Source organism: Wolbachia endosymbiont of Drosophila simulans wHa (genome assembly GCF_000376605.1).
Classification (GTDB): Bacteria; Pseudomonadota; Alphaproteobacteria; order Rickettsiales; family Anaplasmataceae; genus Wolbachia; species Wolbachia pipientis.
This window is the reverse complement of record NC_021089.1, coordinates 807,513-820,389: the sequence shown is the minus strand read 5'-3', so window position 1 is coordinate 820,389 and position 12,877 is coordinate 807,513. Positions and strand designations below refer to the sequence as shown.

The 12,877-nt window shown below is 34.1% G+C and carries 11 protein-coding genes and 1 pseudogene; 8 read left to right on the top strand and 4 right to left on the bottom strand.

What is annotated here, in order from left to right; translation table 11 throughout:
* Positions 1-105: 105 nt before the first annotated feature.
* From WHA_RS03700 to WHA_RS03685, 4 genes are all read left to right on the top strand, one after another.
* A complete protein-coding gene (locus WHA_RS03700) occupies positions 106-693 on the top strand; it encodes an L-threonylcarbamoyladenylate synthase (RefSeq protein WP_015589216.1) in 588 nt (195 codons plus the stop codon).
* 17 nt (positions 694-710) lie between these two features.
* Positions 711-1,532, top strand: a complete 822-nt coding sequence (locus tag WHA_RS03695; RefSeq protein WP_015589215.1) for an AAA family ATPase — start codon at positions 711-713, stop codon at positions 1,530-1,532.
* Between the two features lie 73 nt (positions 1,533-1,605).
* Positions 1,606-2,400, top strand: a complete 795-nt coding sequence (locus tag WHA_RS03690) for a hypothetical protein (protein WP_015589214.1) — start codon at positions 1,606-1,608, stop codon at positions 2,398-2,400.
* Between the two features lie 68 nt (positions 2,401-2,468).
* Positions 2,469-3,122: a type IV secretion system protein VirB8 gene (locus WHA_RS03685; protein WP_015589213.1), complete on the top strand. Its 654-nt coding sequence runs from the start codon at positions 2,469-2,471 to the stop codon at positions 3,120-3,122.
* Here the strand turns inward: WHA_RS03685 and WHA_RS03680 are convergent.
* From WHA_RS03680 to proS, 3 genes are all read right to left on the bottom strand, one after another.
* Positions 3,119-4,615: a proton-conducting transporter transmembrane domain-containing protein gene (locus WHA_RS03680; RefSeq protein ID WP_041573531.1), complete on the bottom strand. Its 1,497-nt coding sequence runs from the start codon at positions 4,613-4,615 to the stop codon at positions 3,119-3,121. The genes WHA_RS03685 and WHA_RS03680 overlap by 4 nt on opposite strands.
* A 360-nt stretch (positions 4,616-4,975) precedes the next feature.
* Positions 4,976-5,332: a holo-[acyl-carrier-protein] synthase gene (locus tag WHA_RS03675; RefSeq protein ID WP_007549151.1), complete on the bottom strand. Its 357-nt coding sequence runs from the start codon at positions 5,330-5,332 to the stop codon at positions 4,976-4,978.
* The gene (proS, locus tag WHA_RS03670) at positions 5,329-6,597 is read right to left on the bottom strand and encodes a proline--tRNA ligase (protein ID WP_015589211.1); all 1,269 of its coding nucleotides are present in this window, start codon (positions 6,595-6,597) and stop codon (positions 5,329-5,331) included. The genes WHA_RS03675 and proS overlap by 4 nt, the downstream gene beginning before the upstream one ends.
* A gap of 407 nt (positions 6,598-7,004) precedes the next feature.
* Here proS and WHA_RS03665 point away from each other — a divergent pair, with 407 nt between their 5' ends.
* On the top strand, positions 7,005-8,333 hold the full coding sequence (locus WHA_RS03665; protein ID WP_041573564.1) for an IS4-like element ISWosp9 family transposase: 1,329 nt from the start codon (positions 7,005-7,007) through the stop codon (positions 8,331-8,333).
* 605 nt (positions 8,334-8,938) lie between these two features.
* On the opposite strand, the gene WHA_RS07065 is transcribed toward WHA_RS03665, so the two are convergent.
* Complete coding sequence (locus tag WHA_RS07065; protein ID WP_051062215.1) at positions 8,939-9,211, bottom strand: hypothetical protein; 273 nt, start codon at positions 9,209-9,211, stop codon at positions 8,939-8,941.
* A 575-nt stretch (positions 9,212-9,786) separates the two neighbouring features.
* Here WHA_RS07065 and WHA_RS06450 point away from each other — a divergent pair.
* The 3 genes and pseudogenes from WHA_RS06450 to WHA_RS03640 all read left to right on the top strand — a co-directional run bounded on the left by WHA_RS06450 (position 9,787) and on the right by WHA_RS03640 (position 12,773).
* Positions 9,787-11,042 (top strand): annotated as a pseudogene (locus WHA_RS06450) (IS4 family transposase).
* A 440-nt stretch (positions 11,043-11,482) separates the two neighbouring features.
* Positions 11,483-12,010: a c-type cytochrome gene (locus WHA_RS03645; RefSeq protein WP_015589210.1), complete on the top strand. Its 528-nt coding sequence runs from the start codon at positions 11,483-11,485 to the stop codon at positions 12,008-12,010.
* 1 nt (position 12,011) lies between these two features.
* Positions 12,012-12,773: an alpha/beta hydrolase gene (locus WHA_RS03640; RefSeq protein ID WP_012673268.1), complete on the top strand. Its 762-nt coding sequence runs from the start codon at positions 12,012-12,014 to the stop codon at positions 12,771-12,773.
* Positions 12,774-12,877: the final 104 nt, after the last annotated feature.

Below are 12,877 nucleotides of genomic sequence, written 5' to 3'. Positions count from 1 at the left end.
CAAATGGTAAGCTGCGTTGCATTACGTTTACAAAAACTAGCAGTTACTATATAAGATACAGTGCAACAAAACTGATCTAGTTGTTATGAATAAGTTTTTAGCTATATGGTATCTAAAATAATAAATGCAATACAGAACAATTTATTAGTGTGTTTTCCAACAGAAACAGTGTATGCTCTTGCTTGTAATGCACTAGATAATGAATCTATAGGAAAAATATATCAGATAAAGAAACGCTCTCAAAATAAACCACTGTCTATATTTGTTAGTGATATTTACAATTTGACAAAAATAGCAAAGGTAAAGGAAAGATATATTGATTTAATAAACCACTTTTCTCCTGGACCAATTACCTATATTTTACCACTTAAAAACAACAACATATTGCCAAACGAATTCTTTAAAGATAGTATAGGTATCAGAATTCCTGAGCATCCTATTGCAATTTTAATACTAAACAAACTGAAAGTTCCAATAGTTGCAACTAGTATAAATATTTCAGGAGAAAAAAGTGTATGTAAGGCAGACGATATACCACAATCCATTAAGCAACATTTATCTGCAGTGATTGAAGATGACGAATTAGTTTCTGGTATAGAATCTACTATTATTGACTTAACCGAAGATAAGATTAAGGTTTTAAGGGAAGGTGCAATTTTATTACAAACAGTAAACAATGCATTTTCAAACTAAGATCTATAGAAGAAAGAATGAAAAAAGTAATAGGTCACAACCAGGCCAAAAAAAAATTAATGAACAACTTATCTGTTCAGTCTTGGCTGATCTGTGGTAAAAAAGGTATAGGAAAAGCAACACTTGCAAAATCCTTCTCCAATTGGTTACTCATAAAAAGCTATAATGAAGTAGCATTGGACTTACACATTGTTGAAGGTGATACTATCGGAATAGAAAAAGTCAGAGAAATGAAAAACTTTCTACACTTAAGTCCCATTCAATCAGAACACAAAATAGCTATAATAGATAGCTTAGAGGCAATGACTAATAACGCTAAAAACGCAATATTGAAAATATTAGAAGAGCCGCCAAAAAATTCTAAGATATTTATAATTAGCCATAAGCCATATGATATACAAACCACTATCTTGTGTAGGTGCTTTCAGCTGAATTTACTCCCATTAACTTATGATGAAACAAAGCAAGTTGTTTCATCTCAATGTAAATTTGATGATCAAATATTTGATGAAATCATTACTTTATTTCCTGGAATGCCAGGAATGATAATAAATGCAATAAGTAGTGATGCTTATGAAGCATACAAGTACTTTTATAAATTTCTTCATGATTTAAAGAATCCCAATATGATTAATAAAGTAATTAATAGCGAAATCGAACTAGAACTAGCATCATATATAATTCAGGCCTTCATTTTAGAAAGCATAAAGAGAGAGGTAAATGATGTTGAAATTCTGCTAAGTCAGTGGAAAAAAATAGATGAACTTTTTGTTGTTGCTAAGCAACTCCACTTAGATAAAAAGCATGTTTTAGCTAATGTAGTTAATATCATGACATAAGTTTACAAAGTATAATACTTTTAACATAAATTCATGATAAAATCCTGTTAATTTAATACTTGAAGTATATAATTTGACTGATAATAAATTAACTGTATGGCAATCAATAGAAGTTTTGACGAAAGCTATACTGAATATGCAGAAAGAATTGAGTTCAATCAAGAATATAGCTTTAGACCAGGACGTCACCTTAGAAAAAGGAAAGGAGTTATTAAGTGGCATCTATGAGGCAAATTTTAAGCTAAACAAGGCAATCAATATAGCCACTTTGCCAAAAATTGGCTATCATATGCTAAATGGTGAGTTTGTTGTACGTAATCATATCACGGAAGAGGAAGTAAGGATTCCTAGAGATTTTCATTACCTTAAAGTCGTAAAATCCGATCATGATAATTATAAATTAACGTTTTGTAATTTTTTAGGTAATGAGTTTTTTGAATATAAAAAGTATGATCCACAATATTCTGGCGTTTCAGATGAATATAAGTTTGTGGATTTTGGTAGTGTAAAAAAGACTCATAATCTAAAATTTAAGGAATACGTTGGTCATGCACCTAAATTTTTTGCTGCAGAAGGGCCTATTGAGCCTGGATCCCAAAACCATGTAATTGATCTATTTGAGCTAGTCAAAAGTGGTAAAGGTAGAAAAGTGGGAACCTTTGCTGATGAATTTGGTTATTTTGATGATCAAAATAAATTACATTATTATAATTATCACAAAAGTGTAGAAAGTAATACTTATGATCCTGAAAATTTCAGTGTAAAAATGATAAATATAGATGTGAGCAAAATCGATAAATTCTACCTCATTGCAGAACAAGGTGATATAATCATTCATCCTATTTGGGAAAATTTAGACATATTTTAAAGTTTTTTTTAGAGTATCTAAGCTTATTGTTATTATAATGATCCGATTAGGTCTGGTAGTATTGTGTTATGGAAGATAAATTGCTTGAATCAGTAAAAAACAAAAGTTATTTCAGTAAAGCAGTCGAATGGTACTGCCATAGGTATCTGTTTTGTGTAGCAGAAAGATCTTGGATGGCATTAATAGTATCGCTTCTCCTAGTATGCTTATGTTTATTAACATTAAACATATACCTGTTATTTCCTGTTAAAAAAGATTTAAATTTTGTGAAGTATATGAACCACACAGAAGATGAGTTCTCTGCAATGCATAAGCTTAGTTTCAGTAAAAAGGAAGATGAATACACTTCCACAGCGAGGTACTTAATAAGTAAATACATTGAAGTATACGAGTCCATTAAGACCGTTGAACCGAAGTACCAAGAAAATTTTATAAGAAACAATTCTATACATAAAATCCATCAAGGCTTTCAGGAAAAAACGAATAATGAAGCTGTTTCATCCAAAAGAAAAATTACCAACATAAACGTAATAACATTATCTATTGACCGATCGACCAAGGACCTAGTTACATTTGCTGGAAATGCTACTGTAGTTTTTACAACCGAGCAAAATAAGGAGGATACTGTGGAGATTAGCTTCACTTTGTCGAATATAAAAGCAACTCTGGCTGGTATAATACCATTTAAATTTATTGTTAATGGTTATAAATACAGATTTTAAAATATTACTTGGTAGCTAAAAAAAATAACCAAAGTGCATGTAGCAGTAATAACTGGAGGTAAAACTAGAAGAATTGGTGTTTTTTTAATAAAGTAATTCTGAGAAGGTTTTAAGAAAAAGGCGTTGTAAATTATCGGTAAAAAGTACAGAGCGTTGAGTATAGTACTAACAATTAACACTAGAGTTACAAACACAGAAAGTATTACATTGCCAGAGTTGAAAACAGCTTGAAAAATGAGAAATTTACCCCAAAAAGTCGGAGCAGGCGGCACCCCTATCATAGACAACGCACCTATAGCAAATGCTGTCATGCTAATTGGCATACTGCGTCCTATACCGTAAATCTTATCTATATACTTCTCACCTGCTCTTGTTATTATTGCTCCTGCAACGAAAAACAAAGTGATTTTTGCAAATGCGTGGCAAACTAATTGGAAAATTGCAACCCTCATGCTGAGCTCACTAAAAATTGAAGCGAATAATATAATATACGACAATTGAGAGATGGTAGAGTAAGCAAGCAATTTTTTTAATTCTTTTTGCTTTAATGCAATCAATGATGCAGTAATAATAGTAAATCCAGCAGCGTACGGAAGCCACCCTCCAGCAAACCAACTTTGCTGCGCAAAACGTTGCATGTTACCGATACCGAAAGTGTATAATATAACTTTTATGATGATGAAAACTCCGGATTTCACAACAGCAACAGCATGCAGTAGTGCGCTTACAGGAGTTGGTGCAACCATTGCTTTTGGTAACCAAAAATGCATTGGCATTAATGCAGCTTTTCCTATTCCGTAAATCAGCATAGCAAAACACACTGCAATGAAAGTGATGAGTGAAGTATCAAATTTGAATATTCCACCACTTACAAAGTCTAAAGTATGAAATTCATTATATAAAAGGCCTATTGCAGGAAAAAACAATACCAAAGAAGAGAAAAATAGCACGCCAAAGTAATAGCGCCCTGCAATCATTGATTCATTTGTTGAGTTGTAAGTAACCAGAGGGTATGTACTAATAGTTAGAAGCTCATAAAAGACAAATGTAGTGAGCAAATCTCCAGAAAAAGCAATAAACATTGCACAGCTAATTGATATTGAAAAAAAGCATAGAAAACTTGAGTGATTGCTATCAGCATAGTTATTCTGCATATAACATATTGCATATATACTGGTCAGCACCCATAAAAACGATATTAATAAACTGAATATTACTCCGGTAGACTCTAGCTTTAAACTAATGTGCAAATTATTACCAAAATCCATGAGGATAAATTGAGAATGATCACCATACACCCAATATAAAGTGCACAGACACGTATACGTAAACAGAAGTACAGAAGAAGTGACAGTAATACTATTGTTCACTCCGGGCCATTTACCAGTAAAAAAAATAACTAACGCACTTAAAAGTGGAATCAACGCAGTAATTAATAAATAATTCTCAGTAATTGAAAATGGTAAGGAAAGATACATTAAGATATAGTCCATTAAATTTTTTGTTTAGGTAAAGCTAGAATTATACTAAAATCATAGAAAAACTGCTATGTTTTTTTAGTTGTTGCATATGCTATAGCTATACTGCCGCGGTATCTCTAGATCCCGCTAACACGTAGCGGGATGACGAATTTGTCGTTACGTCATACCGCGATTCATTCGCGGTATCTCATCCGCTAACTAGTAGCGGGATGACGAGCTTATCGTCATGCCACCGCGAACCGTCATACCGCCGCGGTATCTCAGCATAGATTCCGCTAACTAGTAGCGGAATGACGGTTTTTCAAATTGTTGTAAGTCGGTTTAGCTATATAGATAGCATAAAGTCAACTGCATAAATTGAAACAATATCTGCTAGACGCAAATTACAACAAATGCAGTAGCGTAATCTCCATCGTCACTCAGAGAAAGATGAATTTTGGAGATAAAATCCTTGCTAACGGTAAGATATGGCTTGCCTCTTACATCATTGTATATTTCTATATCTTTCATTATAATACCCTGACCACTACCTCGTGCTTTAACAAAAGCCTCCTTTGCCGCAAAACGCTTAGCGAAATACCTTGCTCGCATTTCTTGACTATTATACTTTCTACTTAGCTCTATTTCTTTCTCAGTGTAGATTCTATTGAGAAATTTTTCCCCGTATTTTTGTAATATCCTCGATACTCTTGGTATATATACTATGTCAGTGCCGATACCGTGTATCATTTTGTGCTAAAGTGATTTATTGCTTCCTCAATCTGCATTTCCTTTACCTCTCCAGTTGCTCTATTTTTTACTTCAACTATCTTTTCATCTATTGCCTTTTTTCCGACAATTATTTGCCACGGCAAGCCTATCAGATCCATTCTAGAAAATTTTACTCCTACACTTCCTTCCGTGTCATCGTAAAGCACTTCATCGCTCTTCAAAGCTTTGTATATTTTATCTGCAGCCTCCGTTACTTTCGTTTGTAAATTGATTAAACCAATTCTGAAAGGAGCCACCGATTCTGGCCAGATAATTCCTTTATCATCATGAAAAGCTTCTATTATTGCACCGACAAGCCTTGAAACTCCAATGCCATACGAACCCATATGTATATTGACATTTTTTCCATCTTGAGAAGTAACACTTGCCTTCATAGGCTTTGAGTATTTGTCGCCAAAATAAAAAATATGCCCTATTTCAATACCTTTACTAACATTTAACTGCTCTTGTGATATAGGGCAAGTCTCAGGATCATGCATATCATCTGCAACTGCGTATATACTCTTCAAACTTTCAACATCTTCGCTTTCTAGCAACTCAGAAAATTTGTTGTCGTAATATAAAGTGCTTTCACCAGTGTTTGCCAATATATGAAACTCGTGGCTCAAATTTCCTCCAATTGGCCCCGTATCAGCTCGAACTCCAATTGGGGTAAGTCCCATGCGTTTGAAGATTTTTATGTAAGTTTTGTACATCAAATTATATGAATTCAGTGCACCTTCGTAATCTACATCGAAGCTATATGCATCCTTCATCAAAAATTCCCTGCCCCTCATAACGCCATAACGTGGTCTTACCTCATCACGAAACTTCCATTGAATTTGGTATAAACAAAGTGGCAAATCTTTGTAACTTTTTACCATATCTCTAATTAGATCAGTTGCCACCTCCTCGTGCGTTGGACCAAAAAGCATGTCTTCCTCATGCCTATCCCTTATACGTAACATTTCCTTACCGTAATCATCGTAACGCCCTGATTCTCGCCAAAGATTTGCTGGTTGGACACAAGGCATCAACACTTCAATAGCACCGGATTTGTTCATTTCATCTCTGATAATGTCTTCAATATTTTTAAGCACTAAGAGACCAAGTGGTAACCAGGAATAAATGCCAGATGCTATCTGCTTTATTAAACCTGCACGTAAAGAATATTGATGGGAGATAATTTTAGCATGAGCAGGCTTTTCCTTTAGAGTTGGTAAGTAATACTTGGATAAACGCATATAATAGATCTGATTGTATTAAACAATCTTAATACAATCAGATCTATAGGTAAACTTATTTTGAAAAAGAAGGGAAGTGTGTGGTGCTTTCCTTAACGTACTAATACCGATCCCCTCTCAAATTTAGTAGCCGCTCCACCAAACATTTTACAACGGTCCTTAACAGAAGAAGCTGGTAGCTTTCCTGCTTCATTAGTCACTGTTGTTGCAGGAAGAGCTTCAGGTTTCGTTTTTAAATTAACAGGCTTAGGCGATATCAGTGGTTTATCTGCCTTTGGCGCAGAATGTGAGGGAGTGTTAAATAAACCATACGCGTCAAGTTAAGGAAAAGTGTAAGTAAAGTTGATAGAGTGAAGGAAAATAATAAGGTATAAATTCTCTTGGATATATGAATGAGAGAACTTACAATGGACAGAATAGCTTGCTTATCAAAAGACCTCAATGAATTCTTTAATGAAAAAGCAGACGAAATATCAATTGCAGTAGGTTTTATAAAAAGAAAGAGAAAACTTAATGGCTCATCATTCATAAAAGCTATGGTTTTTGGTAACATAGGAGTTGATGATTGCAGCATAGAAACAATGTGCCAATTGCTAAATGAAGACTCGATAGAAATTACAAAACAGGGTTTAGATTTTAGGTTTAGTGAAGAAGCAGTTGAGTTCATGAAAAAAATGTATAACGAAGCTTTGTGTTTATTTAAAAAAAGTCTACAGATTGATTGCAAAATTTTACAGCAATTTGGAAGCGTTAAATTATTGGATAGCAGCTACATTAGCCTGCCCAGTAGCATGGAAGATATGTACAAAGGATATGGCAGTAGCTATAGAGATTGTGAGAATAATACCAAATCAGGAATAAAGCTACAGTTAGTCTTTGATTACCTGAATCAAGCGCTAGATAAGTTAAATTTTATGGAAGGAATAAGGTCGGATCAAGGTTATAGGGATTATCTGAACGGTTTATCAGCCAATGATTTGCTAATATTTGACTTGGGCTACTTTGTGCCTAGTTCTTTTAAACAGATTGATGAAGCAGGTGCATATTTTGTTAGTCGTTATAAGTCTGATACCAATATATATGATATAGAAACAAATCAAAAAATAGAGCTATTGGAGTATTTGGAAGGTCAATTATCTTCAGAAAAAGAAGTATTATTAGGAAAGGAAGTAAAAATTAAGGTAAGAATTATATGTCAAAAGCTAACTGAAGAACAGTCTATGGCTAGAAGAAGAAAGGCTAATAAATTAGCAAAGTCACATGGATATACATCTTCTCAAAAGAATCAAAAGTTATTAGATTGGTCAATATTTATAACTAATGTTCCAGAGAGTAAAATTAATGCTGAACAAATATTGACGGTTTATAGAGTAAGATGGCAAATCGAATTACTATTTAAACTATATAAAAGTCATATCAATCTTGATAAACTAAAAGGAAAGACAAATCCATTTAGAGTATTGTGCGAGCTATACGCAAAATTATGTGCTATTCTCGTATTTCACGGAATGATTGGCTGTGTAAAACTAAAAAAGAACACGGAGCTCAGTTTAACAAAGGCATTTATTGAATTGAAAAGGCGGGTTAGAGAGCTCTTTTTGATATTAAACAATATTGTCAATAATTTAAAAATTTTTCTAAAAAAGCTTACTATAATCTGGTCAAAGTTTTCTTTGAAAGACAGATATAGGAAGACCAGGGTATCTACTTTAAGCTCTCTACATTCCTTAACTTGACGCGTATGTGTCTCCCAATTTTCATCATCAGATACATTACTACTATCACTTGATACACTACTACTACGACTCCGTGGTGGTGGGATCATAGCTAACACTTTACTGAATGCCCTGCCCAGGTGACTTGGCTGTTGTACGTCGCTCCCTTGCTTTCCATTAACGCCTGCCCTTCGTTTCTGAAGTGCTTTACTCAAATCAGCCATAAGATCTTCATTTTTTTCTTGTTGCCCACCTCCTTTATTGCTTGACTTCTTTGCTGCCTGTTCCTTTAACTTCTTATCACGCTCTTCCTTGCTCATGAGATTTGGTTTTTGTTGTGTTATTTTATTAAATACAGCGCTCATGTCAGGTTTAACGTCAGGATCACTAGGACTACTAGCATTCTTTGATGAAGAAGTTCCATTTGAACTTGGAGGTGGTGGCGGAGGTGCATTATTATTTTGAGGAATTGCTGTACCAAGTGTTAGCGGAGGTTGTTGAGGAGTAAGGTTCGGAACATGTTCCGAACTTCTCACTTCCGTCTGTGATCCACTATCTTGCTTAACAGACAATCCTTTTCTAATTAGTTCACTGTCCAGATTATTACAATTTTTACACGCAGATTTTTATGGTTCTTGAGATGCAGTATGGCCAAATTCCTGTCCATTAAGACCTGCTTCTTTCTTATTATCATCTCTAGAAACGGCAAGTTTAATAAGATATGCTACTGAAGCCAATGCAACAACCACAGAAACAGCAAAGATTGCTAAAGGAACTGCTGCAATGGCACCAGAACCAGAAACTGCTGCAATAACATAAGGGAGATGTATATAAATTGCAACGGCAGATACACATAATGATAAAGCAGCAATCGAAATTTTAAGGTTAGATGTAGACATTTTTTACCTCATTAACCACTAGAATATTAATAATAACTAGATTATCAACAGTGTCAATAATTAATTATGAAAAATAAAGTCAAAATTTGAATAGATAAACTATAAGTAATATACAACCGGCAATAGCTATACAATAGACTTCTTGCATAGAAAAAAGGCAAAATAGCTCCAAGTTGTATCCGTTTAGGAAAGCGGTAAAATAAGGTAGACAAGGTAGTATAAAAAGATAACCATAGAGTAAAAGTGAGTTTACAACAAATAGTGTCATGCAAGTAGCTGATACTGGAATCTAGTCTTTATTATGCAGCCACTTATTTAAAGTTAAGTTTTCTGGATCCAAGTAGTCAAGGCACTGGGATGACATCATAGGGACACTGGGATTACACCCTGACAATCGTCATCCAGCTACTTGTTAGCGGCTAAGAGATACCGCGAATGAATCGCGGTATGACGGTTCGTGGCGGCATGACGATAACCTCGTCTCACTGCCATTAAGTTAAGGAAAAAAGATAGATTTTATGGGATAATGATGTATACCAATAAGTTTAAAGGTAGTATGAGTAAAAAAGGCAGTAATAAAATTTATTCAAAATGAATTGGCAAGTCTAGAATTTATAGAATCCCATAAATCATCTTCAAAAGATTTTATGAGAAAGAGGAAGTTATCTTTTATTGACATATTTATCTTAATTTTAAGAAAAAGTGTAAAGTCGCTGCAAGTAATACTAAACGAATTTATTTTATATAGGAAAAAAGACTATACCGTTACTGCTAGTGCTTTTAGTCAAGCAAGAAAAAAAATGAAACACAGTGCATTTTCAGAAATTAACGAAGGTGTGGTTTCCTTGTACTACCAAGACCAAAAATTTAAAACTTGTTTTGGCTTTAGAGTGTTAGCTCTTGATGCCTCCAAAATCATTTTACCAACAAGCGTTGAAATAAAAAATGAATTTGGCTCAAGAAAAATACGTAACCAAAAACCAAAAGATTTAGGTGATTATGCAAGTGCAACCTTTGCGGTTTGTTAAGATGTGCTAAATAATGTTGCCATAAGGTCAGTGTTAGATAGAGGTAACACTCATGAAATTAACTTAGCAGATGAAATGCTTAAAGTTGTAAATACTAATGACTTACTGATTTGTATATTTATCTTATAAATTTCTTTCTAGCCTTACAAAAAGAAAAATTGCTTATGTCATTCGATGTCCCAGATCATCTTTTAATGAAGTGAATGCTATGTTTGAAGAAAAAAGCCCATCTAGTGTTGAGGTTACCATATGTGCTCAGCGTAAGATAAAACAAGAAAATAGTGGAATAACGCTTCAAAGTGGTACTGCCATCTGGTGAAATTGAAGTGTTAGCTACATCATTAATGGATGAACAAAAGTTTCAAACTGGAGGATTTAAGGAGTTATATTTTTTACGCTGGGGAGTTGAGACATTTTTTGCAAAACTCAAAGGAAGACTAAGTCTAGAAAATTTTACAGGAAAAAGTGTTGAGTCTGTTAAACAGGATTTTTGGTCAGCTATCTTTATTAGCAACCTAGAAAGTGTTATGACAGAAGATGTAGAAGAAGCGTTGAATATGGACTTAACCGATGATAAGCTTAAGAGGAGCATTAACAAATCTGTCTCATTTAACGCGATCAAAAACTTGGCTTTCGACATTTTTGCTACGGAATCAGATACTGACTGCATTATGGATCAATTATCAAAGCTATTTTTGATGAACACTTTGGCGGTAAGAAAGGGAAGGAAAGTTGATCGTCATAAGGTACCTTATCTTCGTTCGTTCAATTACCAAAAAAGGGTTAGAAAACACATATTTTGACTAGAGGTAGTATTCATATCTTCTGATAATAACTGGGTAGCTTATTGCCATAGCTCCTGTAAAATGACTTCTAAACAAACTATTTCTTAAGTAATTTACACTTCAGAGTTTATCTGCTTTAAAGTTTACTCTATTCTGTTTCAGCATTTGTCATAAATCCTTAATTATTTCTGACTTTTTAGTTCAGTTTTTAACCATTCTTTCCTTAACTTAATGGCAGTGAACCTCGTCATCCCGCTACTTGTTAGCGGGATCTCTTGTTAGCGGCTGAGATACCGCGAATGAATCGCGGTATGACGGTTCGCGGCGGTATGGACGTAAGAAAACCTTTCTTGGGTCAGCTATAGAGACTCTCATCTTTAGCGAGCTTCAAGGTAATTGGTTGCTATTTGCGAAAATATTCGCATAATTTAAGTAACATTACTTAATAAAAATTAACTATGGAGCTTAATAAGATTGCAGCATCGATTTTACTTTCTGGGCTAATCATTATGATAGTTAGTAATGTAGTTGATATGCTTTACAGTCCAGAAGAATATAAGATTGAACACCAAACGATAGTAGCTGCTGGCAGCAATGAGTTCCAGCAAAAAATCGAGCAAGTGGCGCTTGATATTGGAGCGCTCATGCAGAATGCTAGCTTTGAGAAAGGTAAATCAGCAGCAAAAAAATGTATAGCCTGCCATAGTTTTGAGAAAGGTGGAATGAATAAAGTAGGACCAAACTTATGGAACATAGTTGGAAATAAAAAGGCCCATCTTGGTAACTCATTCAATTACTCAAAAGCAGTGCTTGACAGAGGTGGAAAATGGGGGTATGAGGAGCTATTTGCCTTTTTAAAGAACCCAAAAGCCTATATAAAAGGTACACGTATGGCATTTGCAGGTATTTCCAATCCACAAGAAATTGCAGATCTAGTTAGTTATTTGCATCAATTGAGTGATAGCCCGGTTGCTTTGCCAAAGTAGTATGGATTATTGTAAATTGTTTGATGGAAATAATGGTCACATAGCATATCGAAAGCTACAAGGAAAGAAAGCTTCTGTAGTTTTTTTCGGTGGATTTGCATCCAATATGGATGGAACTAAAGCAACTGCTATTTACAAATTTTGCCAAGAAAATGACGTAGCACTTGTGCTATTTGATTATTTTGGTCACGGTCATTCAAGTGGTAATTTTATTGATTACACGATAAGTGATTGGCAAAAAAATTGTGCTAAAGTAATGAGTGAATTAACTAGCGATAAACAAATAATTATAGGTTCAAGTATGGGAGGATGGCTGATGTTGCTCACTGCCCTTCAATTTCCAGAAAAAATTGCAGCACTAATTGGTATATCGTCTGCTCCCGATTTTACTGAAGATTTGATATTCAAGCAATTGTCAGGCAAGCAAAAAGAAGAACTAGATTCTAAAGGTGTAATAGATTTTACTTCAGAGCATTGTACATACAAAATAACTAAAAATTTGATCGAAGATGGCAGAAAGAACCTTCTTTTAAACAAAAAGACAATAGATATAAACTGTCCTGTGCGCTTGCTGCATAGCATTAATGATAAAGATGTTCCTTATCAAACTTCATTGAATTTAGCTGAAAAAATTAAGTCAACCGATGTTGAAGTACACTTAATAAAATCAGCAGAGCACAATATGTCTGACAATCATTCACTGGAAGTTTTATTTAAGACCATTAGAGAATTTTGTAACCAGACTGCATTCTGTGATTTTTAGCAAAACACGATTTTTCATTTGAGCTTTCTTCAACTTAAAATAAATACAGAAAATTGCTGCCTATAGCTAAACTGACTTAGATTTACCGACAATTTGAAAAACCG

Coding starts and splice junctions, on each gene's coding strand:
- WHA_RS03700 (WP_015589216.1), top strand. CDS start 106: ATGGTATCTAAAATAATAAATGCAATACAGAACAATTTATTAGTGTGT.
- WHA_RS03675 (WP_007549151.1), bottom strand. CDS start 5,332: ATGATACACGGTATCGGCACTGACATAGTATATATACCAAGAGTATCG.
- WHA_RS07065 (WP_051062215.1), bottom strand. CDS start 9,211: ATGTCTACATCTAACCTTAAAATTTCGATTGCTGCTTTATCATTATGT.
- WHA_RS03680 (WP_041573531.1), bottom strand. CDS start 4,615: ATGGACTATATCTTAATGTATCTTTCCTTACCATTTTCAATTACTGAG.
- WHA_RS03665 (WP_041573564.1), top strand. CDS start 7,005: ATGGACAGAATAGCTTGCTTATCAAAAGACCTCAATGAATTCTTTAAT.
- WHA_RS03685 (WP_015589213.1), top strand. CDS start 2,469: ATGGAAGATAAATTGCTTGAATCAGTAAAAAACAAAAGTTATTTCAGT.
- WHA_RS03695 (WP_015589215.1), top strand. CDS start 711: ATGAAAAAAGTAATAGGTCACAACCAGGCCAAAAAAAAATTAATGAAC.
- WHA_RS03645 (WP_015589210.1), top strand. CDS start 11,483: ATGGAGCTTAATAAGATTGCAGCATCGATTTTACTTTCTGGGCTAATC.
- proS (WP_015589211.1), bottom strand. CDS start 6,597: ATGCGTTTATCCAAGTATTACTTACCAACTCTAAAGGAAAAGCCTGCT.
- WHA_RS03640 (WP_012673268.1), top strand. CDS start 12,012: ATGGATTATTGTAAATTGTTTGATGGAAATAATGGTCACATAGCATAT.